The organism is Maribacter arenosus (assembly GCF_014610845.1).
GTDB lineage: Bacteria > Bacteroidota > Bacteroidia > Flavobacteriales > Flavobacteriaceae > Maribacter_A > Maribacter_A arenosus.
On sequence record NZ_JABTCG010000003.1, the window covers coordinates 63115 to 88579 of the forward strand.

A 25465-nucleotide genomic window follows, 5' to 3' on the forward strand; every position below is an offset into this window, starting at 1 on the left:
TTTAAAATGTCAATTTAAGGCCTAAGGTATAGCTCCTAGTACCAGGACTATTGAAATAATCCATACCCTGGGCGTTGGTGGCACCTCCTAAGTTCGTCTCAGGATCGATACCTGAGTAAGGGGTATCTATCCAAAGGTTTCTACCTGAGAAGTATATTTGTCCTCCTTTTATCGTTTTTCCTTTTCCAATTTCTGGTAAATTATAAGCGAACGTCAAATCTCGTAGTCGTACCCAATCCGCAGGCTCCATGGCCGCGGAAGAAGGGCCACCTCCAAAGTTACTTCCTTGTCCTTGGAACCAATCTTGGTCCTGGACTACAGGAGTGACGTTTGGAACACCACTGGAAATAATTTCACCATCAGGACCAATATGTCCGTAAACGCCATCCATTACCACCAAGTTCTCAGCGGGGGTAGTATCAAAATTGATGCTACCATCAGCATTGTAATACACTTCACGGTTGACAGTACGCTCAGACACACCGAAGAAATTCATGGCAAAAGCGGTACCATTGTACATTACGCCACCTTTCTTCACATCGATCAAGAAAGATAAGGATAGATTCTTATAAGTAAGGGTATTGGTCATGTTGGCGGTCCAATCCGGGTTAAAGTTCCCAATAGGCACCAAACCTTGAGCGGTATTGGTCATTGGATAACCGTCCCTATAACTATCCGTAGGATCATCATTGATTAGAATGTTTCCACTGGCATCCCTATACCAATCTTCCCCAAAGATACTTCGGTATTCCTCCCCTACAACGGCCCGAACCTGGGGCGTGGTAAATCCACCAAGGAAAATGTTGTCAACACCCTCTGCCAACTCGGTTACGATATTGGTAAATTGGGTGAAATTCGCAAGAAATTCCCAAGAGAAGTTCTCTGTTTTTATGGGACTTGCATTTAAGCTTATCTCAATACCTTTAGATTCCATAGAGGCCGCATTCAAGAACACGGAGTTAAACCCGGAAGATGCCGCAATAGGAACTGGCATTAACAGGTCGGTATTGGTGTTGTTGAAATAGGTAAAATCAATACCCAACCTACTTTTGAAAAAGCGAAGATCAGCACCAACCTCCCACGTATCTTGGGTCTCGTGTTTCAAATCTGAATTTCCTAAATCATCATCAACAAAAAATCCAGTTTGGCCTTGATATGGGAATTGATAGGCTATATTATCATTGTTGCCAGTCCATCCATCAGCCCCGTTGGCTGCTTCAAAATAGTTGCTTGTGCTGTATACTGGCGCAATGTTTGCCGTACGTGCGGCAGAGGCCCTTAATTTACCAAAACTAAAGAAGTCGCTCTTTAACCCTTCGATCTCAGAAAAGACAAACCCCAAACTAGCAGATGGATAAAAAGCTGATTTGTTCTGTTGTGGCATAGTCGTTGCCCAGTCATTTCTTCCTGTAACGCCTAAGAAGATCATATCATCAAAAGATAATTGAAGGTCAGCAAAAACAGCGGAAGTCCTTAAATTTGCCGTTCCGGTTTGGGTGGTATTGGCACTTGAGTTGTTCAACTGATAATAATCAGGGATTTCCAAACCACTGGCATCACCGAATAAAGCTTTGTTGTAATCCGAAAAGAAGTTATTCCCCAAGGTGAGGCTCATATTCAGTTTGTTCGAAATGTCCTTTCTATAGGTTAACAACAAATCAGAATTAAATATACTTTGAAATTCCATCTGTTCCTTTAAATACCCTGCAGGGAGATTATTAGACCCTATTTTGAATTGATCGGTAAACTTGGTACTGTACCAATCGATACCGGTATTATAATTCAAACTCAATTCATCGGTGAACTGCACACTTAGGTTGATATTGCCCGTAAAACGGTTTACATCTTCTTTATACGCAATATTGTTCGCTACCCAATATGGGTTATCGTACCCGCCACCGTTTCTATAGTTACGTTGCGTACCATCGGGAAATTCATACCCGGCGCTGTTATCAAAGGTAGTGGCTGTTCTTAAAAGCCCCAACATGATCCCAGATGTGTTGGATCCTTTTTGGATCTGTACGGCCCTAGAATTCGTGTAGGCCATATTTGCCCCAAAAGTGATTGCGTCAGAAATTTTGGTGGATGCGTTCAAACGCAATGTGGTTCTTCCATATTGGTTGTTAGGTATAACACCCGTCTGCTCCAAATTGGATAGGGAAAAGAAATAGTCCCCTTGTTCAGAACCATTACTGATGCTGAAACGGTTGTTCAATTGGTATCCATTTTGGAAAAATTCGTACGGATCGTAGTACCTCGCTGGGTTCCCGTTTCCTGTTCCCTTAGGAACCAATCTACCATTGGGGTCCCATTGGTAGCTAGTATCACCATCATATTCCAAACTGGAGATTTCAGGTCCCCATGACCTTCTATCACCACTTATCCACGTTGAATTATTTCCTTGGGCATATTTCTTTTGCCGTGCTGGAGTTTGCGATATCTGATCAACACCTATAGAGGTGTGGAACTCGATTTTTCGTTGTGTCAAGTTCTTACCGGATTTTGTGGTGATGATAATCGCACCGTTTGCGGCACGTACCCCATAAAGTGCTGTTGCAGCACCCCCTTTTAATACGGATAGGGTAGCAATGTCGTCAGGGTTGATATCAATACTCCTGTTCGAAGTATTCACCCCACCGGTTCCACTGTCCCCACCACCTGTATCAATGGGCTGGCCATTGACCACAAACAAAGGTTGGTTGTTTCCGGTGATAGAGGCTGAACCCCTAATGGTAATATAAGGTAGAAGCACCGGCTTCACCCGAAGCATTTACAATCTGCACACCCGATGTCGCACCGTTCAATGAATTCACAAGGTCGGCATTTGGTTTTACACTGATCGCTTCCGCTTCCACACTCTGCACGTTATAACCAAGACCTTTTTCACTCCTGGTTATACCTACTGCTGTAACGACAACTTCGTCAAGAGCCTGGGCATCTTCTTCCATTTGTACATTGATACTGTTGTCGGCTCCAATCGTTCGACGGACCTCCTTTTGACCAATGTAGGTAAACATTAGGGTCTGACCTTCTGATGCTTTGATAGAGTAATTCCCATCAAAATCGGTCTGAGTACCATTAGTTGTACCTACTACAACGATATTCACTCCAGGAAGGGGTAGACCACTTTGGTCCGTAACCATACCGGATATCGTTTTCTCTTGTGCAAACGTAATGTGCACAACAAACGCCAATAATAGCGTCAGGATTCCACTTAAATTTGTTCTCATTTTTAAATTATTTGAATTAGCTAAGCGCAAAAATCACAATTTAGCGTTAATAATCCAAGTTTATTTTAATAAAACTTTAAGAGTTCATTTGAATAATACAACTTTCTTGATTCTTTTTGTGGTAAATTATGGATAATGCAATGGAATTGGCTATTAATGAAAAATTGGCAACAAACACCTTATTTGGGAAACGAAAACGAAATAAAATTGGATATAATGGTATATTTTTAATCATTCTTCAATTTAAGCATTACAATAATGGGTATTGGGAGCGATTTGTGGTTGTTTTTTAGGTGTGTGTAAAAAAAGTTTAAAATTAATCTTTAGGGATTTGAATTATAATGAAATATTGCTACATTTGCCAGCCCTTAAACAAGGGGTACAATTTTTATACATTAATATATAGTATGCCAACAATTTCACAATTAGTACGAAAAGGAAGGGCCACGATTACCAAGAAGAGTAAATCGGCTGCTTTGGATTCGTGTCCTCAAAGGAGGGGTGTATGTACAAGGGTATATACAACAACTCCCAAGAAACCAAACTCAGCCATGCGTAAAGTGGCCAGGGTGAGGTTGACCAATGGAAAGGAAGTGAATGCCTATATTCCAGGAGAGGGACACAATTTACAAGAGCACTCGATAGTATTGGTAAGGGGCGGAAGAGTAAAGGATTTGCCAGGAGTTAGATATCATATTGTCAGAGGGGCTTTGGATACTGCCGGTGTTGCAGGCCGAACCCAACGTAGATCGAAATATGGAGCAAAACGACCTAAGAAGTAATCAAAACTTTTTTTAAAAGACAGTAATGAGAAAAAGACAGGCAAAAAAAAGACCACTTTTACCGGATCCTAGGTTTAACGACCAGTTGGTGACCCGTTTTGTGAACATGATGATGTGGGATGGTAAGAAATCAGTGGCATTCAGTGTATTCTATGATGCTATAGATATTGTAGAGGAAAAGAAAACGGATGAGGAAAAAACGGCATTGGAGTTGTGGAAAGATGCGCTTTCCAATGTTATGCCCCATGTTGAGGTAAGAAGTAGAAGGGTTGGTGGAGCCACCTTTCAAATCCCGATGCAGATTCGACCCGATAGAAAGATATCCACAGCGATGAAATGGCTTATCAGTTTTGCGCGCAAGCGAAATGAAAAGGGGATGGCCCAGAAATTGGCCGGTGAGATATTAGCGGCTTCAAAAGAAGAAGGTGCTGCCGTTAAGCGAAGAGTGGATACCCACAAAATGGCGGAGGCAAACAAAGCATTTTCCCACTTTAGATTTTAATCAGAAATGGCAAGAGATTTAAAATATACTAGAAATATAGGTATAGCAGCACATATTGATGCTGGAAAAACGACGACGACCGAACGTATATTGTTTTATACTGGGGTCAGTCATAAAATAGGCGAGGTTCACGATGGTGCCGCCACAATGGATTGGATGGAGCAGGAGCAAGAGCGTGGAATTACCATTACTTCCGCCGCTACTACTTGTACATGGAGGTTTCCAATGAAAAATGGGCAGGTTATTGACGAGACCATGCCATACCATTTCAATATTATCGATACCCCTGGGCACGTAGATTTTACCGTTGAGGTAAACCGGTCATTGCGGGTTTTAGATGGTTTGGTGTTCTTGTTTAGTGCGGTTGATGGCGTAGAGCCACAATCAGAGACGAACTGGAGACTTGCTGATAACTATAAGGTACCGCGAATAGGTTTCGTAAATAAGATGGATCGCCAAGGAGCGAACTTTCTGATGGTTTGCAAGCAGGTTAAGGAAATGTTGGGTTCCAATGCGGTTCCTATCGTTTTGCCTATTGGTGATGAGGCCGATTTTAAAGGTATCGTTGATTTGGCAAAAAACAGGGCAATTGTATGGCATGAAGAAGGTTTCGGTGCCACTTTTGACGTTATTGACATTCCTGAAGAAATGAAAGCCGAAGTAAGGGAGTATAGAGCTGCTTTAATTGAGGCTGTTGCTGAGTATGATGAGCAGTTGATGGAAAAATTCTTTGAAGATGAAGATTCCATTACCGAAGACGAAGTGCACGCTGCCCTAAGGGCTGCGGTTATGGATAGGGCTATCATTCCTATGATTTGCGGTTCTTCCTTTAAGAATAAAGGGGTACAGTTTTTATTGGATGCGGTATGTAGATATTTACCTTCCCCTATAGATAAGGATGCGATTGTTGGTATTGATCCCGATACAGGTGAGAAGATCAGCAGAAAACCAGATGTTAAGGAGCCTTTTGCTGCCTTGGCATTTAAGATTGCTACCGATCCTTTTGTAGGTCGCTTGGCATTCTTTAGGACCTATTCGGGTCGTTTGGATGCCGGTTCTTATATTTTGAACAATCGTTCAGGTAAAAAAGAACGTATCTCACGGATCTATCAAATGCACTCGAACAAGCAAAACGCTATCGATTATATAGAAGCTGGTGATATTGGAGCTGCTGTAGGATTTAAGGATATTAAGACCGGGGATACGATGTCGGCTGAAAAGCATCCGATCATTTTGGAAAGTATGAACTTTCCAGATCCAGTAATCGGTATTGCTGTAGAGCCTAAGACCAAGGTCGATGTTGATAAGTTGGGTATGGCTTTGGCTAAATTAGCGGAAGAGGATCCTACATTCCAAGTAAAAACAGATGAAGCCTCAGGCCAGACCATTATTTCCGGTATGGGTGAGCTACACTTAGATATTATCGTTGACCGATTAAGAAGGGAATTCAAGGTTGAGGTGAATCAAGGTCAACCACAAGTAGAGTACAAGGAATCCCTGACCAAAACGGCCAGCCATAGGGAAGTTTATAAGAAACAATCCGGTGGTCGTGGTAAATTCGGTGATATTGTATTTGAAATGGGTCCTGCGGATGCGGATTTCGAAGGAACAGGATTGCAATTTGTCGATGAAATAAAAGGAGGTAGAATTCCAAAAGAATTTATTCCATCGGTAGAAAAGGGCTTTAAGGCAGCAATGCTGAACGGACCTTTGGCCGGTTATGAAATGGATACCATGAAAGTGGTATTGAAAGATGGGTCTTTCCACCCTGTGGATTCAGATGCGCTTTCATTCGAATTGGCTGCAAAAATGGGATATAAAGCCGCAGGTAAAGCTGCTGGTGCCGTAATTATGGAGCCTATTATGAAGTTGGAAGTAATTACGCCAGAAGAAAATATGGGTGATATTGTTGGTGATTTGAACCGAAGAAGAGGTACGATCAGTGACATGAGCGATAGGGCAGGTGCCAAAGTGGTTAAAGGTACCGTTCCATTATCTGAAATGTTCGGGTATGTTACCTCATTAAGAACATTGTCTTCAGGTAGGGCTACATCGACAATGGAATTCTCGCATTATGCCGAGACACCATCGAACATTGCAGAAGAAGTTATTAAGGCCGCTAAAGGGGTAACCGCTTAAATTTTAGAAGATGAGTCAGAAAATCAGAATAAAACTAAAATCTTACGATCACAATTTAGTGGACAAGTCCGCGGAGAAAATCGTAAAAACGGTGAAGACTACTGGTGCTGTGGTTACAGGACCAATTCCATTGCCAACACATAAGAAAATATTCACCGTGTTGCGTTCGCCCCACGTGAACAAAAAATCGCGGGAACAATTTCAGTTGAGCTCTTACAAACGTTTGTTGGATATTTATAGTTCATCATCCAAGACGATCGATGCCCTAATGAAGTTAGAACTTCCCAGTGGTGTTGAGGTAGAGATCAAGGTATAATTCAACCGTCATTCTTTATATAGGAATGACACGAACATGTCCTGAGCTGCGTGCAAGGGAAAAACGGTAACAAAAATTAATTCAGGGTTGAATTGTTTTTGACTCTGTTTTTTTTTAACAAAGAATAGTAATAAATAAATAATAGTTATATGTCTGGGTTATTAGGAAAAAAAGTAGGTATGACCAGCATCTTTGATGAGAATGGGAAAAATGTTCCCTGTACTGTCATAGAAGCAGGACCATGCGTAGTTACCCAAGTCAGAACCGAAGAGGTAGACGGGTACAATGCCCTTCAGCTTGGTTTCGATGACAAGGCAGAAAAACGTGCTAACAAGGCCGAAGTAGGCCACTTTAAAAAAGCAGGTGCTTCTCCCAAGAAAAAAGTCATGGAATTCCAAGGATTTGAAGGAGATTACAAATTAGGGGACACTGTAGGTGTTGATGTATTTGTAGAAGGTGAATTTGTTGATGTTATTGGAACATCAAAAGGAAAAGGATTTCAGGGAGTTGTAAAACGTCATGGTTTCCGTGGTGTAGGCCAGTCAACGCACGGTCAACATAACCGATTGCGTGCCCCGGGTTCTATCGGTGCGGGATCAGATCCGTCAAGAGTATTCAAAGGAATGCGGATGGCAGGTAGAATGGGAGGTGATAGGGTAACCGTTCAAAACCTTAAAGTTTTAAAAGTAGTTCCAGAAAAAAATCTTTTAGTGGTAAAAGGTTGTGTTCCTGGGCATAAGAATGCTTATGTAACCATTAAAAGGTGGCAGTAATGAAAGTAGCAGTTTTAGATATTAAAGGAAAAGAAACAGGTAGAAAGGTTGACCTCTCTGATGCTGTTTTCGGAATAGAGCCAAATAACCATGCGGTGTATTTAGATGTGAAGCAGTATTTGGCACATCAAAGACAAGGCACACATAAGGCCAAGGAACGAGCTGAGATTGCTGGTAGTACCAGAAAGATCAAAAAGCAAAAAGGTACCGGTACTGCAAGGGCAGGGAGTATAAAGTCGCCTATATTTAGAGGCGGTGGACGTATTTTTGGACCAAGACCTAAGGATTATAGCCAAAAACTGAACAAAAACGTAAAACGTTTGGCGAGAAAATCGGCGTTGAGTATCAAGACAAAAGAGAAGGCCGTTATGGTCGTTGAGGACTTTAGTTTTGAGACACCGAAAACCAAAGATTTCGTACAGGTTTTAAAGGCATTGGGACTCGAAAACAAAAAATCTTTATTTGTGTTGGGCGATTCAAATAATGGTGTATATTTGTCTTCGCGTAATTTGGAGCTTTCTGAGATTATAACTAATTCAGAATTAAGTACTTACAAAATATTAAACGCAAATAATATTGTGTTCTTGGAAGGTTCTTTGGAAGGAATTGAATCGAACTTAAATAAATAGGAAACCATGAGTGTGTTGATAAAGCCGATTATAACGGAAAAAATGACTGCGGATAGCGAGTTGCATAATCGTTATGGTTTCATTGTGGATCCCAAGGCGAACAAAATTCAAATCAAGGAAGCTGTAGAGGCTGCGTATGGTGTTTCGGTGAATAAGGTAAGAACCATGAATTATGGTCCGACCAGAAAGTCAAGATATACCAAAACCGGAATTCAACATGGGAAGACAAACGCCATTAAAAAGGCGATTATCGATGTTGCGGAAGGTGACATAATTGATTTTTACAGTAATCTATAAAGACAAAAAATGTCAGTTAGAAAATTAAAACCAATCACTCCAGGACAGCGTTTTAGAGTAGTAAACGGATTTGACGCCATTACTGCTGATAAGCCGGAGAAAAGCTTGCTTGCTCCGTTAAAAAAGTCGGGAGGTAGAAACAGTCAAGGAAAAATGACCATACGCCATAGAGGTGGAGGTCATAAAAGGAGGTATCGTTTAATTGATTTTAAAAGAGATAAGCAAGGTGTTGCTGCTACGGTAAAATCAATTCAGTATGATCCCAATAGAACGGCTTTCATAGCATTATTGGAATATGCAGATGGGGAAAAGCGATATATAATCGCACAAAATGGTTTACAGGTTGGGCAAACAGTGTCTTCTGGCGAAAATGCCGCACCTGAAATCGGAAATGCATTGCCATTGAACAGTATTCCGTTAGGTACGATCATTTCTTGTATAGAATTGCGGCCTGGACAAGGTGCGGTGATGGCAAGAAGTGCTGGTACATTTGCACAGTTGATGGCAAAAGAGGGTAAGTTCGTTACCGTGAAATTGCCATCAGGTGAGACAAGGCTCATTTTAGCGGATTGTTTAGCGACCGTTGGGGCCGTATCCAATTCGGATCACCAATTATTGGTGTCCGGTAAGGCGGGTAGAAGTAGATGGTTAGGAAGAAGGCCTAGAACTAGACCGGTAGCCATGAACCCAGTGGATCATCCGATGGGTGGTGGTGAAGGTAGGGCTTCGGGAGGTCATCCAAGATCTAGAAACGGAATTCCTGCAAAAGGCTTTAGAACGCGTTCTAAATCCAAGAGTACAAATAGATATATATTAGAACGTAGAAAGAAATAAAAAGAAAAATAAATGGCACGTTCATTAAAAAAAGGACCATACGTTCATTATAGCTTGGATAAGAAAATCCAACAAAGTGTAACTTCTGGCAAGAAAAGCGTTATCAAGACTTGGTCAAGGGCCTCAATGATAACACCTGATTTTGTTGGGTTGACGATCGCGGTACACAATGGTAGACAGTTTGTACCCGTGTATATCACAGAGAATATGGTAGGTCACAAATTAGGTGAGTTTTCTCCAACAAGATCATTTAGGGGTCATGCAGGAGCTAAGAATAAAGGAAAAAAGTAAGCTATGGGAGTTCGAAAAAGACAAATGGCCGAAAGAATTAAGGCTGAAAAACAACAAGTGGCTTTTGCAAAATTGAACAACTGTCCAACATCTCCGAGAAAGATGAGGTTGGTAGCTGATTTGATCAGAGGGGTCGAGGTAGAGAAAGCATTGGCCATCCTAAGATTCAATTCAAAGGAAGCATCTAGAAGATTGGAGAAGTTGCTTTTATCAGCTTTAGCTAACTGGCAGGCAAAGAACGAGGATGCCAATGTAGAAGAAGCCGGTCTTATCGTAAGCGAAATACGCGTCGATAGCGGCAGCATGTTAAAAAGATTGCGGCCAGCCCCACAAGGTAGAGCGCACAGAATACGTAAACGTTCAAACCATGTAACAGTGGTATTGGGGTCTAATAATAATATAGCAAGCTAGAATGGGACAGAAAACAAATCCGATAGGAAATCGTCTAGGAATTATCAGAGGATGGGAATCCAACTGGTATGGTGGAAATGATTATGGTGACAAACTAGCTGAAGACGACAAAATTAGAAAGTATATACATGCGCGTCTTTCCAAGGCCAGTGTATCCAGGGTAATTATCGAACGTACTTTAAAACTGATCACTGTAACGGTTACTACCGCCAGACCGGGTATTATAATCGGTAAAGGAGGTCAGGAAGTCGATAAGCTTAAAGAAGAGCTTAAGAAGATTACCAATAAGGAGGTACAGATCAATATTTATGAGATCAAAAGACCTGAGGTTGACGCGAATTTAGTGGCAGCGAGTATCGCTAGACAGATTGAAAGTAGAATTTCTTTTAGAAGGGCTATCAAGATGTCGATAGCAGCAGCCATGCGAATGAACGCAGAAGGAATCAAAGTGCAAATTTCAGGACGATTGAACGGTGCGGAAATGGCAAGATCTGAATCTTATAAAGATGGCCGTATCCCTTTATCGACCTTTAGGGCCGATATTGATTATGCCCTACATGAAGCCCATACTACCTATGGAAGATTGGGGATCAAGGTATGGATAATGAAAGGTGAGGTATTCGGAAAGAGAGAGCTTTCCCCATTGGTCGGTATGCAAAAAGGCCAAGGTGGAAAGGGAGGAAAGCACGAAGGTCAGAGAAAGCAACGACGTAGAAAGTAATTTTTTAAAGAAGTAAAAAAATGTTACAACCGAAAAGAACCAAGTTTCGTAAAATGCAGAAAGGCCGTATGAAGGGTAACTCCGGAAGGGGGCATCAGCTTTCAAATGGCATGTTTGGCATTAAATCCTTGGATTCATCTTTTTTGACTTCCCGTCAAATTGAGGCAGCCCGTATCGCAGCCACGAGATATATGAAAAGGGAAGGTCAATTGTGGATTAAAATATTTCCGGACAAGCCTATTACCAAAAAACCATTGGAAGTACGTATGGGTAAAGGTAAAGGTGCGCCTGAATATTTTGTAGCTGTGGTGAAACCTGGTAGGATTATGTTTGAAATTGGTGGGGTTAGCCAAGAAATTGCGAAAGAGGCCTTGCGTTTAGCGGCTCAAAAATTGCCTGTGAAAACAAAATTTGTTGTTGCAAGGGATTATACGGATCAGAATTAATCGTAAGGAATCATGAAAAATCTAGAAATAAAGAAATTATCGGTCGAAGAACTTACGGAAAAGCTTGCTGAGTTTAAAAAACAGCACGCCGATTTAAAAATGGCGCATTTTGTAACTCCATTGGAGAATCCACTTCAGATCAGGAAAGTAAGAAGAACGGTTGCAAGATTGGCTACTGAATTAACTAATAGGGAAAACCAATAATTGGTTCTGCTTTATGGAAAAAAGAAACTTAAGAAAAGAAAGAGTAGGGGTTGTTACTAGTGACAAGATGGAGAAGTCCATAGTTGTTGCCGAAGTAAAAAGAGTTAAACACCCTATGTACGGTAAGTTCGTGTTGAAAACAAAGAAATATGTGGCACACGACGAAAAGAACGATTGTAAAGAAGGTGATACCGTCAAGATAATGGAGACCCGACCCATGAGTAAGACCAAATGTTGGAGGTTAGTAGAAATCCTAGAAAGAGCTAAATAATATGTTACAGCAAGAATCAAGACTAAAAGTAGCGGACAATACTGGGGCAAAAGAGGTTTTGACCATTAGAGTTCTAGGTGGTACAAAAAGAAGATATGCTTCTATTGGCGATAAAATCGTGGTTACCGTAAAAGAGGCTACACCAAATGGGGGTATAAAAAAAGGAGCAGTTTCTACCGCAGTAGTGGTTAGGACCAAAAAGGAAGTACGAAGGCCTGATGGCTCATACATTCGTTTTGATGACAATGCTTGTGTATTATTGAACCCTACTGGTGAAATGAGAGGCACACGTGTTTTTGGACCTGTTGCAAGGGAATTGAGGGATAAGCAATTCATGAAAATTGTATCATTGGCCCCTGAGGTACTTTAATATTCAAGACTATAATGAAAAAGTTAAAAATAAAAACAGGAGATACCGTAAGGATAATTGCCGGAGACCATAAAGGTACCGAAGGTAAAGTCACTAAGGTGTTTATTGAAAAGAACAAGGCCATCGTAGAAGGTGCGAACATGGTTTCTAAACATGAGAAGCCAAGTGCGAACAATCCCCAAGGTGGTATTGTGAAAAAGGAAGCGCCAATACATATTTCCAACCTTTCATTGATCGATTCAAAATCAAACGAAGCTACCCGAGTGGGTAAGGAAGTTAGGGATGGTAAGAAGGTTAGATTTTCTAAAAAATCCAATGAAGTAATTTAGTTATGGCTTACGTTGCAAGATTAAAAAAAGAATATAGGGAGCGTATCGTAGATGCGCTTAAGGAGGAATTTGGTTACAAGAATGTAATGCAAGTACCCAAATTAGAGAAAATCGTGGTGAGTAGAGGTGTAGGTGCTGCCGTGGCTGATAAAAAGTTGATCGATCATGCTGTTGATGAATTGACATTGATTACAGGCCAAAAAGCAGTTTCCACAATGTCTAAAAAGGATGTGGCCGCCTTTAAATTGCGTAAAGGAATGCCAATTGGGGCCAAAGTTACTTTGCGCGGTGAAAAAATGTACGAGTTTTTAGATAGATTGGTCACTTCGGCTTTGCCAAGGGTACGCGATTTTCAAGGAATTCGTTCAACAGGTTTCGACGGTCGCGGAAATTATAGTTTAGGCGTTACCGAACAGATTATTTTTCCAGAGATAAATATCGACAAGATCAATAGAATCAATGGAATGGATATAACTTTTGTTACTTCTGCCCCTACGGACAAAGAAGCAAAATCATTATTAACCGAATTAGGATTACCTTTTAAAAAGAACTAGTATGGCTAAAGAATCAATGAAGGCCCGTGAAAGAAAAAGAGCTAGAACAGTTGCTATCTATGCTGAAAGGCGTAAGGCTTTAAAGGAAGCGGGTGACTACGAAGCACTTCAGAAATTGCCAAAAAACGCATCTCCGGTTCGTATGCACAATCGTTGCAAACTTACAGGAAGACCTAAAGGGTATATGAGAACTTTTGGTATCTCAAGGGTAACATTCAGGGAAATGGCCAATCAAGGTTTAATTCCAGGTGTTAGAAAAGCCAGCTGGTAATAAAAAATATAAACTGGTTTTAGGTCTTGCTTAATCGCAGGAAACCGATACCAAAATTAACAAATATGGTAACAGATACTATAGCAGATTACTTAACAAGAGTTAGAAATGCCAGTTCAGCCGGACATAGAGTGGTTGAAATTCCTGCTTCCAATGTTAAGAAAGAGATAACCAAAATATTGTTCGATCAAGGGTATATTTTGAGTTATAAGTTTGAGGAAGACAAAGTACAGGGTTCTATTAAGATCGCTTTGAAATATGATAAAGTGACCAAGGAACCAGTAATCAAGAAAATACAGCGTATAAGTAAGCCAGGATTGCGTAAATATGCCAATTCAGGCGATATGCCTCGTGTGCTCAACGGTTTGGGGATTGCCATAGTCTCTACATCACATGGTGTGATGACGAGTAAGCAGGCCCAGAGAGATAACGTTGGTGGTGAGGTTTTGTGCTACGTGTATTAATACATTATAAAGAGTAAAAAAAATGTCAAGAATAGGTAATAATCCGATAGCGATTCCAGAAGGAGTGACTATAGATGTAAAAGAGAATGTAATTACCGTAAAAGGTAAATTGGGCGAATTGACCCAAGAGTTTTCTGGTGTGGCTATAAAGGTTGAAGACGGACAAGCTTGGGTTACAAGACCATCTGATTCAATAGAACATAAGGCTAAACATGGTCTTTATAGATCATTGGTTTTGAATATGGTCAAAGGAGTATCCAAAGGTTGGACCAAAGAACTCGAATTGGTAGGTGTTGGTTACAGGGCAAGCCATCAGGGTCAAAAATTAGATTTGGCACTAGGTTTTTCACATAATATCGTGTTGGACATAGCCCCTGAGGTGAAGATAGAAACGAGTTCGGAAAAGGGAAAAAACCCGATTATAAAACTAACTTCTTTTGACAAACAATTGGTAGGGCAGGTTGCGGCCAAGATCCGATCTTTCCGTAAACCGGAACCTTACAAAGGAAAAGGAATTAAGTTCGTCGGGGAACAATTAAGAAGAAAAGCAGGTAAATCAGCTTAATAATTAGTGTCATGGGATTATCAAAGACTCAGAGAAAATTAAGAATTAGAAGGAGAATCAGAAAAGTTTCCTTTGGAACTAACGATAGGCCAAGATTGTCTGTATTTAGAAGTAATACAGGAATCTATGTCCAAGTAATAGATGATATTAAAGGAACTACATTGTTCGCTGCTTCTTCTAGGGATAAGGATTTGGCATCGGCTAAAGGCAATAAGACGGAAATAGCCAAATTAGTTGGCAAGACCATTGCCGAAAAATGTAAAAAAGCCGGAATAGATAAAGTCGCCTTTGATAGGGGAGGTAATTTATATCATGGTAGGGTTAAATCGCTCGCTGAAGGAGCAAGGGAAGCAGGACTAAAATTTTAATAAATAGTATGTACCAGAAATACAAAAACGTAGAAACGGTTAAGCCAGGAGGTCTAGAGCTTAAAGATAGGTTGGTCGGTGTGCAAAGGGTAACCAAGGTAACCAAAGGTGGTAGGGCATTTGGCTTTTCCGCCATTGTAGTTGTAGGGGATGAAGCCGGTGTTGTAGGACATGGTTTGGGGAAATCCAAAGAGGTGGCCACCGCCATTGCAAAGGCTATCGAAGATGCTAAAAAGAACCTTATAAGAATTCCTTTGGACAAACATACCTTGCCCCATGAACAAAAAGGCAAATACGGAGGAGCTAGAGTATATATCCAACCTGCATCCCATGGTACAGGAGTTATTGCAGGAGGTGCCGTAAGGGCGGTATTGGAATCTGTTGGCGTACATGATGTATTGTCTAAATCCCAAGGGTCTTCCAATCCCCACAATGTTGTCAAGGCCACTTTTGATGCCCTATTGCAATTAAGAGGTGCACATACGGTAGCAAAACAAAGAGGGGTTTCATTGGATAAAGTTTTTAAAGGATAAAAAGATAGTAATACGTACTGAGTATCTAGTCGGGAGTATTGATTTTGGTTAATGAAAATCCCTAGCTGCTAAATACTAAATACCAAGAAATAATGGCAAAGATTAAAGTAAAACAATTAAAAAGTAGCATAAAGCGACCACAGAACCAAAAAAGAACTTTGGAGGCTTTGGGATTACGTAAGATTGGCCAGATTGTAGAGCATGATGCCACACCGAATATACTTGGCATGATAGATAAAGTTAAACACCTGGTTTCCACAGAGGAAGCTTAATATAAAAAGTAACAGATGAACTTAAGTAATCTAAAACCAGCTGAAGGCGCTGTCAACAGGGATGGAAAAAGGGTAGGAAGAGGCCAGGGTTCCGGAAAAGGCGGAACCGCCACCAGAGGACATAAAGGGGCGAAATCCAGATCTGGTTATTCCAAGAAAATCGGTTTTGAAGGTGGACAGATGCCATTACAAAGACGAGTTCCAAAGTTTGGGTTTACCAACATCAACAGAAAGGAATATAAAGGCATCAATCTTGATAAACTTCAAGAATTGGTCGACAAAAAAGTAATCAAGGATGTCGTTACTTTGGATAACCTTGTTGAAAATGGATTGGTGGGAAAAAACGATTTGGTTAAAATATTAGGAGGGGGTGAATTAAAAGCTTCCTTGAAGGTATCAGTACATAAGTTTACAGCCACTGCCAAAGCCGCTATAGAAGCCGCCGGTGGGGAAGCCATAGATTTATAAGCCAGAGAATAGCATACTATGAAGAAATTTTTCGAAACACTATCCAATATCTGGAAGATTGAAGAGCTAAGGAATAGAATAGTCATTACCTTAGGTCTTCTTTTGGTATACCGTTTTGGTTGTCAAATAGTTCTTCCTGGTATTGATACCGCCCAATTGGCTGAATTAACCTCAAATACCGAAAGTGGTATTTTGGGAATTCTAAATGCTTTTACTGGGGGGGCTTTCGCAAATGCGTCGGTGTTTGCGTTAGGGATAATGCCCTATATTTCGGCATCGATTGTGGTACAATTAATGGGGATTGCCATTCCGTACTTACAGAAATTGCAGAAAGAGGGTGAAAGTGGTAGAAAAACGATCAATCAAATAACCCGTTGGTTAACCATAGGTATTTGTATTGTTCAAGCTCCGGCTTATTTATACAGCTTGGGTGCTTTAGGAGTACCGGATAGTGCTTTTATATTAGGTAAAGGAATGGATTTTATCATTCCATCCGTAATAATTTTGGTTACAGGTTGTGTGTTCGCTATGTGGTTAGGTGAAAAGATTACCGATAAAGGAATAGGAAATGGGATATCCCTTTTGATAATGATCGGTATCATTGCCACGCTTCCACAGTCATTTGTACAGGAGTTTATCTCAAGAACAGCCAATAATAATGGGGGTTTGATGTTCATTTTAATTGAAGTCATCATATGGTTCCTAGTTATCTTAGCCAGTGTATTGTTGGTCATGGCAACACGGCAAATACCGGTACAATACGCAAGGAGGACAGCTTCTGGTGGCTATGAGAAGAATATAATGGGTTCTAGACAATATATCCCATTAAAATTGAACGCTTCTGGGGTAATGCCGATCATTTTTGCCCAGGCCATTATGTTTGCCCCGGGATTAATAGGAAGAACCTTTAACAGCACCGCTGTAGGTCAATGGATGGAAGTTCAATTCCAGGATATCTTTGGTTTGGCTTACAACTTATTGTTTGCCTTATTGATCATTATATTCACCTATTTTTATACGGCGATAACGGTACCAACCAATAAAATGGCAGATGATTTAAAAAGAAGTGGCGGTTTTATTCCGGGCATCAGACCAGGTAAGGAGACCGGTGATTTTCTTGATAAGATTATGTCTTTGATCACATTGCCAGGATCTGTATTTTTAGCGCTTTTGGCCGTATTGCCTGCAATAGTCGTTAAACTTATGGATGTACAATCAGGGTGGGCCATGTTTTATGGCGGTACGTCATTATTGATCATGGTGGGTGTTGCCATTGATACCGTACAACAAGTAAATGCGTATTTGTTGAACAGGCATTACGATGGATTGATGAAATCAGGTAAAAACAGGAAAGTAGCATAAGTTATGGCTAAACAAGCAGCAATAGAACAAGATGGGTCTATTATAGAGGCCCTTTCAAATGCAATGTTTCGAGTGGAATTGGAAAATGGCCATGTGGTCACGGCCCATATTTCAGGTAAAATGAGAATGCATTATATAAAATTGCTTCCTGGCGACAAGGTCAAATTGGAAATGAGTCCATATGATCTTACCAAAGCAAGAATTACTTATAGATATTAAGAAAGCAACATGAAAGTAAGAGCTTCAGTAAAGAAAAGAAGTGCCGATTGCAAAATAGTACGCAGAAAAGGCAGGTTGTACGTAATCAACAAAAAGAATCCTAGATTTAAACAAAGACAAGGATAATTATGGCAAGAATTGCAGGTATAGATATACCAAAACAGAAAAGAGGAGTAATAGCCTTGACCTATATTTTTGGTATTGGAAAAAGTAGAGCTAAAGAGATTTTAGAAAAGGCACAGGTTAGTGAAGACACTAAGGTGTCCGATTGGAACGATGATGAGATTGGTCGTATTCGTGAGGCTGCGGCTTCATACATAATAGAAGGCGAATTACGGTCAGAGACCCAATTGAACATCAAACGATTGATGGATATTGGTTGTTATAGGGGTATTCGCCATAGAGCTGGACTTCCATTAAGAGGTCAAAGAACCAAGAACAACTCTAGAACCCGTAAAGGAAAAAGAAAAACAGTGGCCAACAAGAAAAAGGCGACTAAATAATAATATAGTACGAAGTACTGGGTACATAGTATTAAGTAGGTAAGCCCTTGGGCAATAGATTCATATCCACTACGCAATATGTTGTACTAAATACTAAACAATATGGCAAAGACAAATGTAAAATCGGCTAAGAAGCGTAAGGTTATAGTAGATGCTGTTGGAGAAGCCCACGTCACGGCATCTTTCAATAATATCATCATCTCGTTGACCAATAAAAAGGGAGATGTGATCTCATGGTCATCAGCCGGAAAACAAGGATTTAGAGGGTCAAAAAAGAACACACCCTATGCTGCCCAAGTAGCTGCTGAGGACTGTGCGAAAGTAGCCCATGAAGCTGGTCTTAGAAAAGTAAAAGTCTATGTTAAGGGGCCAGGTAACGGAAGGGAATCCGCAATTCGTTCTATTCACAATTCCGGTATAGAGGTTACCGAAATCATCGATGTTACACCTATGCCACATAATGGCTGTAGACCTCCAAAACGAAGAAGAGTTTAATTCAATAGTAATATTTCATACTAATTCATAGGGAATGTAGTTACGATTATCGAAGGATTAAGCCTTAATTCATAATCACATTTCCAAATTAAAAGAAGATGGCAAGATACACAGGACCAAAAAGTAAAATCGCCCGTAAATTCGGTGAAGCGATTTTTGGAGACGATAAGTCTTTTGAAAAGAAAAATTACCCTCCAGGGCAACACGGACAAAATCGACGAAGGGGAAAGAAATCAGAATATGCCGTGCAGTTGATGGAAAAACAAAAAGCGAAATATACGTATGGTATATTGGAGCGCCAATTCAGAAACTTGTTTGCCAATGCCAACAGAAGTAAAGGGGTTACCGGTGAGGTGCTTTTACAGTTGTGCGAATCCAGACTAGACAACGTTGTCTACAGAATGGGGATTTCTACCTCTAGAAGAGGGGCAAGACAATTAGTGTCGCACAGGCACATTACCGTTAACGGGGAATTGGTAGACATTCCATCTTATTCTTTAAAAGCCGGTGATGTTGTTGGGGTTAGGGAGAAATCCAAATCGCTACAGACCATTCAGGATGCTTTGGCAGCAAGTAGTCATGTATATGAGTGGATTACTTGGAATACCGAAAAGAAAGAAGGCACATTTGTTTCTGTTCCAGAAAGAATGCAGATTCCTGAAAATATCAAGGAACAATTAATAGTCGAGTTATACTCCAAATAAAACAACACTGATCCAATTATGGCATTATTTAATTTTCAGAAACCCGATAAAGTAATAATGATCGATTCCTCAGATTTCGAAGGGAAATTTGAATTTCGACCATTGGAGCCTGGCTACGGTCTAACCGTTGGGAACGCATTAAGAAGAGTCTTGCTTTCATCTTTGGAAGGCCATGCAATTACTTCGGTAAGAATCGATAAAGTAGAGCATGAGTTTTCTGTTATCCCCGGTGTTGTAGAAGATGTAACCGAAATTATCCTTAATCTGAAGCAAGTTCGTTTTAAAAAGCAGATTGAAGATTCAGAAGCCGAAGTTGTTTCAATATCCGTAAGTGGTAAGGAACAATTGACCGCAGGTGATTTTCAAAAATTCATTTCTGGGTATCAAGTTTTGAATCCTGATCTGGTAATTTGTAATATGGACTCCAAAGTCAGTATCAATATGGAGATTGTTATTGATAAGGGAAGAGGATACGTACCTGCCGAGGAGAATAAAAAATCCAATGCGGCTTTAGGAACAATTGCGGTAGATTCTATTTTCACACCTATAAAGAATGTGAAATATAGCATAGAGAACTTTAGGGTTGAACAAAAAACCGATTACGAAAAATTGGTTTTTGAAATCGTCACCGATGGTTCGATCCACCCTAAGGAAGCCTTGACAGAAGGTGCGAAAGTTCTAATACATCACTTTATGTTGTTCTCTGATGAGCGTATCACTTTGGAGGCCGATGAAATTGCCCAAACGGAAACATACGACGAGGAATCACTACATATGCGCCAATTGTTAAAAACAAAATTGGTCGATATGGATCTTTCGGTTCGTGCATTGAACTGTTTAAAGGCAGCGGAAGTCGATACCTTGGGTGATTTGGTTTCATTCAATAAGAACGATCTTATGAAATTCAGGAATTTCGGAAAGAAATCGTTGACCGAACTTGAGGAATTGGTAATCAATAAAGGTCTGAGCTTCGGTATGGATCTATCAAAATATAAATTAGACAAAGATTAATTAATCATATTTTGCTCTTCTGACGCAATTGTTAGGATTTGGTAGCAAGATGATAATATTTAGAAATGAGACACGGAAAGAAAGTAAATCATTTAGGAAGAAAAGCAGCCCATAGAAAGGCTATGTTGGCCAATATGGCTTGTTCCTTGATAGAATATAAAAGAATCAATACCACGGTTGCTAAAGCCAAGGCCTTAAAGCAGTTTGTTGAACCCTTGATTACAAAGTCAAAAGCCGAGAATAACCAATCTGCCGATAAGGGGACACATAATAGACGTATTGTTTTCAAGTATCTAAGAAACAAATATGCCGTAGCGGAATTGTTCAGTGCCGTTTCTGAAAAGGTCGGCGATAGGCCAGGAGGTTATACCAGGATTATTAAATTAGGAAATCGTCTTGGTGATAATGCTGATATGGCCATGATCGAACTGGTTGATTTTAACGAGCTTTACAATGCCGATAAGCCCAAGAAGAAAACTACCAGACGTAGTAGAAGGGGTGGTTCTAAAACAGTGACGCCACCTGTTGCTGATAAAAAGACAGATGATTCAGAGGAATAACATTCATTTAAAGAATATGATAAAAGGATAGGCCAACTGGTTTATCCTTTTTTTGTTTCTGATAATAGGAAGATTCGGAATAGTATTTGTGGATAAATAAAGTACCCTTAAGCTTTATATGAAATGATTATTCTTTTGATAACCAAAATTTAAAATTATGAAAATAGGTATTTTTCTAAGTATGTTACTGTGTAGTACATTCTTGTCATCGCAAGTCCAGGTGTATTCATACGGTTTCGTTGATCATAGTTATTCTATGTCTATGGGAGATTATGTGGTTGGTGAGAATAAAAAAACCACAGAGGGCTCACCCTACCTTTACGAGACATGGGACAACGAATCAAAAGTCTATTTCGAAAATAAGGCCTATATATTCAAAGCCTGTAATTACAATGCACATGTTGGGCAATTTGAGGCCAAGGTTTCCAAAGACTCGGTATTTGTCATCAATCCATCTGGTGTTGACAAAGTGGTTTTGAGAAATAGGGTGTTTAAACAATATTTAGATCCAGTAAATGAAAAGAAGGCCTATTTTGAGGAAATAATGAAATCAAAGGACCTTCTTTTATTGCGTAAGTTTATTACTAAAATCAAGAAAGCCGAAGTAAATCCTTTAACCAAGACACCGATGGGTCTGCCGGTGTTGAAATTGGAGGAGGATTTCTATGTACTCAAAGGAGAAAGTACCCTACTGGAGAAGATAACTTTCAAAAAATCAGCAGTACTAGATTTAGTCGATAAGAACTTTACCAAGGAGGTACAATCCTATGTCAAGGAAAATGGATTGAAATATAACAACCTGGAGGATGTTACCACCATATTGGCATATTACAATACATTGGGTTCCTGAAATAAGTAAGCCCGTAAATAAAACGACCAAACACAGTAGACGGGTTGGTTCTAAAATAGTGAACTCCACCTGGTGAAGAAAAAATGAATGATTCAGTGAAATAAAATAGTATTATAAGAACATAAAAAAGGCTAAGCCATCAGGTTTATCCTTTTTTTATGTTTATTTGTGAGAAAGCCAAAGGGCATGGGGTAGCCTATATCAATGGATAGAAAGAATTTGTAAAAGACAAAATCCGGTCGGGATTCGGGGAAACCCGAAACCATTTTGTGCCACGCATTTTTTTTGAACATCCGATAGCATAAGACCATTGGCAATCGATTTGGAATTATTAGTTTTGTATAGAATATTTTAGAAATACTTTGTTGGGAATTTAAGCGAATTGTTATGAAAAAAGGCATCTATTTGTTAATGTTTGTGTGTAGTCTGAATACGTTTTCCCAAGATGGATTTTCAATGGCATTTGGTCAAAACGATTATGTACGGCTTGTAGGAATGAGTACCGAGGATTATAATAAGGCTATTGGCAATAATTTTAATAGTGCCGTGGAAGGATCTCCCTATTTATATCCGGCTTGGTTTAATAACGCTAAGGTATATTTCGAGCAAAAGGAGTATATTTTCCCCAGTTTGAATTATAATGTATATGCGGAAAGGTTTGAGGCAAAATTGTCCAAGGATTCTGTTTTTATCATTAATCCTAAAGGCGTTGATAAGGTAGTATTGGGAAACAAAGTGTTTAAACGGTACCTTGATCCCGAATTTCAGAGAAACTCCTATTTTGAGGAACTCGCTAGACTAAATAATGTGGTTTTATTGCGAAAATATTTTGCCGAGATCCAGGAGGCTGGCTTAAACCCATTGACCAAAGTCCCTATGGGTGCTCCCAAACTGCTTCAGAAAGAGAAATTCTACACACTAATGGTGGAAGATGAAGCCTTGAAGGCGGTAAAATTGAAAAAGTCGGTAATATTGAATTTGGTAGATGATGATGATGTGAAAATCTTGAAAACCTATGCCAGGGAGCATGGACTGAGTTTTAGGAATTCCGATGACGTAATACAAATTTTAACATATTTTAATTCCTTAGGTGCCTAACGCTGAATTACAGATAGGGCTAGCAAGACAAGAAAGGAAAGATTTTGAACATAGAACAAATAAGTATAAAATGAAATATCAATCCAAGAAAAAAGCATTGTTGTTATTGGCTGATGGTACCATTTTCCATGGAAAGTCCGTTGGCGGAAAAGAGGGTACGGCCTACGGTGAGGTTTGTTTTAATACAGGTATGACAGGATATCAGGAAATTTTCACCGACCCATCTTATTTTGGTCAACTTATGGTGACCACCAATGCCCATATCGGTAATTATGGTACCAATCAAGATGAAGTGGAGTCCAGTTCGGTAAAGATTGCTGGATTGATCTGTAAAAATTTCAGTTATGATTATTCCCGTCCGGATGCGGACATGGGATTGCTCGAATTTTTGGAAAAGAATAAAACACTGGCCATTTCCGATGTGGATACCAGGGCATTGGTAAGTTATATCAGGGACAATGGGGCAATGAATGCCGTAATGACCACCGATGTGGATCAAGTAGATAAGCTCAAAATCGAATTAGCCAAAATGCCCAGTATGAAAGGCTTAGAGCTTGCTTCCAAGGTTTCGACAAAGGAAGCCTATTATTTTGGGGATGAGAATGCCACCTTTAGGGTGTCGGCCTTGGATATCGGCATTAAGATGAATATCTTAAGAAATCTGGCCCAACGGGATTGTTATATAAAGGTCTTTCCTTATGATGCAACCTTTGAGGAAATGAGTGAATGGAACCCCGATGGTTATTTTATTTCCAATGGCCCTGGAGATCCAGAGCCTCTGCATGCATCAATAAAAACGGCCAAGGAAATCATAGCTTGTGGAAAACCACTTTTCGGTATTTGTTTGGGCCATCAGGTAATTGCCTTGGCAAATGGTGTATCTACGTATAAGATGCATAATGGTCATCGTGGTATTAACCATCCTGTGATGAACTTACTTACTGGAAAAGGGGAAATCACCAGTCAAAACCATGGGTTCGCAATCGACCGTAACGATACGGAAGCAAATCCTGACCTCGAGATTACCCATGTACATTTAAATGACAACACCGTTGCTGGTCTCCGAATGAAAAATAGGGATGTCTTCTCTGTGCAATACCATCCAGAAGCGAGTCCTGGGCCACATGATGCGGAGTATCTATTTGACCAGTTTTTCGAATCGATCAAGAAATCGGCAAAGGAAAAAGTCAAAGTTTAAATTATCTTTATTTTCATGTAAATATAGTGTTGAAACAGGTTTAGAAACTTACCTGTTTTGTATCTTTGTGCATTCAAAAATCAATACTAAAAACAAATTCATATGAGTATTATTCTTAGTGTCCATGCGAGACAGATTTTAGATTCTCGGGGCAATCCAACAGTAGAAGTAGATGTAATAACAGAAAATGGTATAATGGGTCGTGCAGCGGTTCCTTCAGGAGCATCTACGGGTGAGCATGAAGCGGTTGAGCTTCGTGATGGCGGTAGTACTTATATGGGTAAGGGCGTTAGTAAGGCAGTTGAGAATGTCAATACGGTTATTGCAGAGGAAATCTTGGGAATGTCTGTCTTTGAACAGAATCTTATTGACCAAACCATGATAGACTTGGACGGAACCCCGAACAAGTCAAAACTTGGGGCAAATGCTATATTAGGGGTTTCTTTGGCTACTGCCAAGGCTGCGGCCAATGAGCTTGGAATTTCATTATACAGATATGTTGGCGGCGTAAGCGCCAATACCCTTCCGGTACCTATGATGAATATCATCAATGGGGGTTCGCATTCAGATGCCCCAATTGCATTTCAGGAGTTTATGGTTATGCCCGTAAAGGCGAAAAGTTTCACACATGCCATGCAAATGGGTACCGAAATATTCCATCACCTTAAAAAAGTATTGCACGATAGGGGCTTAAGCACTGCCGTGGGTGATGAAGGTGGTTTTGCACCAACTTTAGACGGAACGGAAGACGCCATAGAAACTATTGGTAAGGCCGTTAAAAATGCGGGATATACATTTGGGAAGGATGTTAAGATAGCCTTGGATTGTGCCTCCGCTGAATTTTATGAAAACGGAAAATACGATTACACGAAGTTTGAAGGGGATAAAGGTGCGGTTCGTACCTCTAAGGAACAAGCCGAATATTTGGCCGAGCTATGTGCTAAATATCCTATCATCTCTATCGAGGATGGAATGGACGAGAATGACTGGGATGGTTGGAAAGTCTTAACGGATATGATTGGCGACAAAGTTCAATTAGTAGGTGATGACCTTTTTGTCACCAATGTTGAACGTTTATCAAAAGGTATAGAAAATGGTATTGCCAATTCAATTTTGATCAAAGTAAATCAAATCGGATCTTTGACCGAGACGATTGCTGCCGTAAATATGGCTAAGGATGCTGGTTATACCTCTGTCATGTCTCACCGTTCGGGAGAAACAGAGGACAATACGATAGCAGACTTGGCGGTAGCTTTGAATACTGGGCAAATAAAAACCGGTTCGGCCTCCCGTTCTGATAGAATGGCCAAATACAACCAATTGCTTCGAATCGAGGAAGAATTAGGAAGTACAGCCTATTTTCCACAGGAGAAAGCTTTTAAGGTAAACCAGTAATTTTAAAAAGAATGAAAAAAAGCCTTTCTT

At 40.1% G+C, this 25465-nt stretch carries 38 protein-coding genes; 36 read left to right on the forward strand and 2 right to left on the reverse strand.

From position 1 onward, the window contains the following. Nucleotide 1: 1 nt before the first annotated feature. The gene (locus HPE63_RS08330; RefSeq protein ID WP_188313819.1) at nucleotides 2-2761 is read right to left on the reverse strand and encodes a SusC/RagA family TonB-linked outer membrane protein; all 2760 of its coding nucleotides are present in this window, start codon (nucleotides 2759-2761) and stop codon (nucleotides 2-4) included. Further along, on the reverse strand, nucleotides 2727-3230 hold the full coding sequence (locus tag HPE63_RS08335) for a carboxypeptidase-like regulatory domain-containing protein (protein ID WP_188313820.1): 504 nt from the start codon (nucleotides 3228-3230) through the stop codon (nucleotides 2727-2729). Before HPE63_RS08335 ends, HPE63_RS08330 begins: the two co-directional genes overlap by 35 nt. 407 nt (nucleotides 3231-3637) lie before the next feature. On the opposite strand from HPE63_RS08335, the gene rpsL reads away from it, so the two are divergent. The 36 genes from rpsL to eno all read left to right on the forward strand — a co-directional run bounded on the left by rpsL (nucleotide 3638) and on the right by eno (nucleotide 25435). Continuing rightward, nucleotides 3638-4012, forward strand: coding sequence for a 30S ribosomal protein S12 (gene rpsL / locus HPE63_RS08340; RefSeq protein ID WP_013305196.1), 375 nt, complete (start codon nucleotides 3638-3640; stop codon nucleotides 4010-4012). Between the two features lie 25 nt (nucleotides 4013-4037). Further along, nucleotides 4038-4514: a 30S ribosomal protein S7 gene (gene rpsG / locus HPE63_RS08345; protein WP_188313821.1), complete on the forward strand. Its 477-nt coding sequence runs from the start codon at nucleotides 4038-4040 to the stop codon at nucleotides 4512-4514. Nucleotides 4515-4520: 6 nt separating this feature from the next. Further along, the gene (gene fusA, locus HPE63_RS08350; protein WP_188313822.1) at nucleotides 4521-6653 is read left to right on the forward strand and encodes an elongation factor G; all 2133 of its coding nucleotides are present in this window, start codon (nucleotides 4521-4523) and stop codon (nucleotides 6651-6653) included. 10 nt (nucleotides 6654-6663) lie between these two features. Further along, entirely contained in the window at nucleotides 6664-6969 is a 306-nt protein-coding gene (gene rpsJ, locus HPE63_RS08355) for a 30S ribosomal protein S10 (protein ID WP_007094989.1), read from the forward strand. 149 nt (nucleotides 6970-7118) lie between these two features. Then, nucleotides 7119-7742 carry a 50S ribosomal protein L3 gene (rplC, locus tag HPE63_RS08360; RefSeq protein WP_188313823.1) on the forward strand — a complete coding sequence of 208 codons (624 nt, stop codon included), beginning with the start codon at nucleotides 7119-7121 and terminating at the stop codon, nucleotides 7740-7742. Continuing rightward, entirely contained in the window at nucleotides 7742-8371 is a 630-nt protein-coding gene (gene rplD, locus HPE63_RS08365; RefSeq protein WP_188313824.1) for a 50S ribosomal protein L4, read from the forward strand. Before rplC ends, rplD begins: the two co-directional genes overlap by 1 nt. A gap of 6 nt (nucleotides 8372-8377) precedes the next feature. Then, nucleotides 8378-8668: a 50S ribosomal protein L23 gene (rplW, locus tag HPE63_RS08370; protein WP_188313825.1), complete on the forward strand. Its 291-nt coding sequence runs from the start codon at nucleotides 8378-8380 to the stop codon at nucleotides 8666-8668. A 9-nt stretch (nucleotides 8669-8677) separates the two neighbouring features. Then, nucleotides 8678-9502, forward strand: a complete 825-nt coding sequence (gene rplB / locus HPE63_RS08375) for a 50S ribosomal protein L2 (protein ID WP_188313826.1) — start codon at nucleotides 8678-8680, stop codon at nucleotides 9500-9502. Between the two features lie 12 nt (nucleotides 9503-9514). Further along, nucleotides 9515-9793 (forward strand): 30S ribosomal protein S19, encoded by a 279-nt coding sequence (gene rpsS / locus HPE63_RS08380; protein WP_188313827.1) that lies wholly within the window; start codon nucleotides 9515-9517, stop codon nucleotides 9791-9793. 3 nt (nucleotides 9794-9796) lie between these two features. Further along, nucleotides 9797-10204 (forward strand): 50S ribosomal protein L22, encoded by a 408-nt coding sequence (rplV, locus tag HPE63_RS08385; RefSeq protein WP_188313828.1) that lies wholly within the window; start codon nucleotides 9797-9799, stop codon nucleotides 10202-10204. Nucleotide 10205: 1 nt separating this feature from the next. Next, nucleotides 10206-10925 carry a 30S ribosomal protein S3 gene (gene rpsC / locus HPE63_RS08390; RefSeq protein WP_188313829.1) on the forward strand — a complete coding sequence of 240 codons (720 nt, stop codon included), beginning with the start codon at nucleotides 10206-10208 and terminating at the stop codon, nucleotides 10923-10925. Between the two features lie 20 nt (nucleotides 10926-10945). Beyond that, the gene (gene rplP, locus HPE63_RS08395) at nucleotides 10946-11371 is read left to right on the forward strand and encodes a 50S ribosomal protein L16 (RefSeq protein ID WP_188313830.1); all 426 of its coding nucleotides are present in this window, start codon (nucleotides 10946-10948) and stop codon (nucleotides 11369-11371) included. Nucleotides 11372-11383: 12 nt separating this feature from the next. Next, on the forward strand, nucleotides 11384-11575 hold the full coding sequence (rpmC, locus tag HPE63_RS08400; RefSeq protein ID WP_188313831.1) for a 50S ribosomal protein L29: 192 nt from the start codon (nucleotides 11384-11386) through the stop codon (nucleotides 11573-11575). Nucleotides 11576-11588: 13 nt separating this feature from the next. Next, nucleotides 11589-11846: a 30S ribosomal protein S17 gene (rpsQ, locus tag HPE63_RS08405; RefSeq protein ID WP_188313832.1), complete on the forward strand. Its 258-nt coding sequence runs from the start codon at nucleotides 11589-11591 to the stop codon at nucleotides 11844-11846. A gap of 1 nt (nucleotide 11847) precedes the next feature. Then, nucleotides 11848-12216 (forward strand): 50S ribosomal protein L14, encoded by a 369-nt coding sequence (gene rplN / locus HPE63_RS08410; protein WP_013993867.1) that lies wholly within the window; start codon nucleotides 11848-11850, stop codon nucleotides 12214-12216. Between the two features lie 14 nt (nucleotides 12217-12230). Further along, the gene (gene rplX, locus HPE63_RS08415) at nucleotides 12231-12545 is read left to right on the forward strand and encodes a 50S ribosomal protein L24 (RefSeq protein ID WP_188313833.1); all 315 of its coding nucleotides are present in this window, start codon (nucleotides 12231-12233) and stop codon (nucleotides 12543-12545) included. 2 nt (nucleotides 12546-12547) lie between these two features. After that, complete coding sequence (rplE, locus tag HPE63_RS08420; RefSeq protein ID WP_188313834.1) at nucleotides 12548-13099, forward strand: 50S ribosomal protein L5; 552 nt, start codon at nucleotides 12548-12550, stop codon at nucleotides 13097-13099. 1 nt (nucleotide 13100) lies between these two features. After that, entirely contained in the window at nucleotides 13101-13370 is a 270-nt protein-coding gene (rpsN, locus tag HPE63_RS08425) for a 30S ribosomal protein S14 (protein ID WP_188313835.1), read from the forward strand. A gap of 65 nt (nucleotides 13371-13435) precedes the next feature. Continuing rightward, the gene (gene rpsH, locus HPE63_RS08430) at nucleotides 13436-13834 is read left to right on the forward strand and encodes a 30S ribosomal protein S8 (RefSeq protein ID WP_188313836.1); all 399 of its coding nucleotides are present in this window, start codon (nucleotides 13436-13438) and stop codon (nucleotides 13832-13834) included. 22 nt (nucleotides 13835-13856) lie between these two features. Continuing rightward, nucleotides 13857-14399, forward strand: coding sequence for a 50S ribosomal protein L6 (rplF, locus tag HPE63_RS08435; RefSeq protein WP_188313837.1), 543 nt, complete (start codon nucleotides 13857-13859; stop codon nucleotides 14397-14399). Between the two features lie 11 nt (nucleotides 14400-14410). Further along, nucleotides 14411-14767 (forward strand): 50S ribosomal protein L18, encoded by a 357-nt coding sequence (gene rplR / locus HPE63_RS08440; protein ID WP_188313838.1) that lies wholly within the window; start codon nucleotides 14411-14413, stop codon nucleotides 14765-14767. Nucleotides 14768-14775: 8 nt separating this feature from the next. Then, on the forward strand, nucleotides 14776-15300 hold the full coding sequence (rpsE, locus tag HPE63_RS08445) for a 30S ribosomal protein S5 (RefSeq protein WP_188313839.1): 525 nt from the start codon (nucleotides 14776-14778) through the stop codon (nucleotides 15298-15300). A 92-nt stretch (nucleotides 15301-15392) separates the two neighbouring features. After that, complete coding sequence (gene rpmD / locus HPE63_RS08450; protein WP_013305175.1) at nucleotides 15393-15572, forward strand: 50S ribosomal protein L30; 180 nt, start codon at nucleotides 15393-15395, stop codon at nucleotides 15570-15572. A 15-nt stretch (nucleotides 15573-15587) separates the two neighbouring features. Further along, entirely contained in the window at nucleotides 15588-16040 is a 453-nt protein-coding gene (gene rplO, locus HPE63_RS08455) for a 50S ribosomal protein L15 (RefSeq protein ID WP_188313840.1), read from the forward strand. An 18-nt stretch (nucleotides 16041-16058) separates the two neighbouring features. Next, nucleotides 16059-17402, forward strand: coding sequence for a preprotein translocase subunit SecY (gene secY, locus HPE63_RS08460; protein WP_188313841.1), 1344 nt, complete (start codon nucleotides 16059-16061; stop codon nucleotides 17400-17402). Nucleotides 17403-17405: 3 nt separating this feature from the next. Then, nucleotides 17406-17621, forward strand: coding sequence for a translation initiation factor IF-1 (gene infA / locus HPE63_RS08465; RefSeq protein WP_013305172.1), 216 nt, complete (start codon nucleotides 17406-17408; stop codon nucleotides 17619-17621). A gap of 9 nt (nucleotides 17622-17630) precedes the next feature. Further along, complete coding sequence (gene ykgO / locus HPE63_RS08470; protein WP_013305171.1) at nucleotides 17631-17747, forward strand: type B 50S ribosomal protein L36; 117 nt, start codon at nucleotides 17631-17633, stop codon at nucleotides 17745-17747. A gap of 2 nt (nucleotides 17748-17749) precedes the next feature. After that, nucleotides 17750-18124, forward strand: a complete 375-nt coding sequence (gene rpsM / locus HPE63_RS08475) for a 30S ribosomal protein S13 (protein ID WP_188313842.1) — start codon at nucleotides 17750-17752, stop codon at nucleotides 18122-18124. Between the two features lie 102 nt (nucleotides 18125-18226). Further along, on the forward strand, nucleotides 18227-18619 hold the full coding sequence (gene rpsK, locus HPE63_RS08480) for a 30S ribosomal protein S11 (protein ID WP_188313843.1): 393 nt from the start codon (nucleotides 18227-18229) through the stop codon (nucleotides 18617-18619). Between the two features lie 98 nt (nucleotides 18620-18717). Continuing rightward, entirely contained in the window at nucleotides 18718-19323 is a 606-nt protein-coding gene (rpsD, locus tag HPE63_RS08485; protein WP_188313844.1) for a 30S ribosomal protein S4, read from the forward strand. An 18-nt stretch (nucleotides 19324-19341) separates the two neighbouring features. Then, nucleotides 19342-20334, forward strand: coding sequence for a DNA-directed RNA polymerase subunit alpha (locus tag HPE63_RS08490; protein ID WP_188313845.1), 993 nt, complete (start codon nucleotides 19342-19344; stop codon nucleotides 20332-20334). Between the two features lie 65 nt (nucleotides 20335-20399). Beyond that, on the forward strand, nucleotides 20400-20894 hold the full coding sequence (rplQ, locus tag HPE63_RS08495) for a 50S ribosomal protein L17 (RefSeq protein WP_188313846.1): 495 nt from the start codon (nucleotides 20400-20402) through the stop codon (nucleotides 20892-20894). A gap of 157 nt (nucleotides 20895-21051) precedes the next feature. Beyond that, on the forward strand, nucleotides 21052-21744 hold the full coding sequence (locus HPE63_RS08500; protein WP_188313847.1) for a hypothetical protein: 693 nt from the start codon (nucleotides 21052-21054) through the stop codon (nucleotides 21742-21744). 387 nt (nucleotides 21745-22131) lie between these two features. After that, complete coding sequence (locus HPE63_RS08505) at nucleotides 22132-22842, forward strand: hypothetical protein (RefSeq protein ID WP_188313848.1); 711 nt, start codon at nucleotides 22132-22134, stop codon at nucleotides 22840-22842. 70 nt (nucleotides 22843-22912) lie between these two features. After that, the gene (gene carA, locus HPE63_RS08510) at nucleotides 22913-24040 is read left to right on the forward strand and encodes a glutamine-hydrolyzing carbamoyl-phosphate synthase small subunit (RefSeq protein ID WP_188313849.1); all 1128 of its coding nucleotides are present in this window, start codon (nucleotides 22913-22915) and stop codon (nucleotides 24038-24040) included. Nucleotides 24041-24142: 102 nt separating this feature from the next. Further along, the gene (eno, locus tag HPE63_RS08515) at nucleotides 24143-25435 is read left to right on the forward strand and encodes a phosphopyruvate hydratase (RefSeq protein ID WP_188313850.1); all 1293 of its coding nucleotides are present in this window, start codon (nucleotides 24143-24145) and stop codon (nucleotides 25433-25435) included. Nucleotides 25436-25465 lie beyond the last annotated feature (30 nt).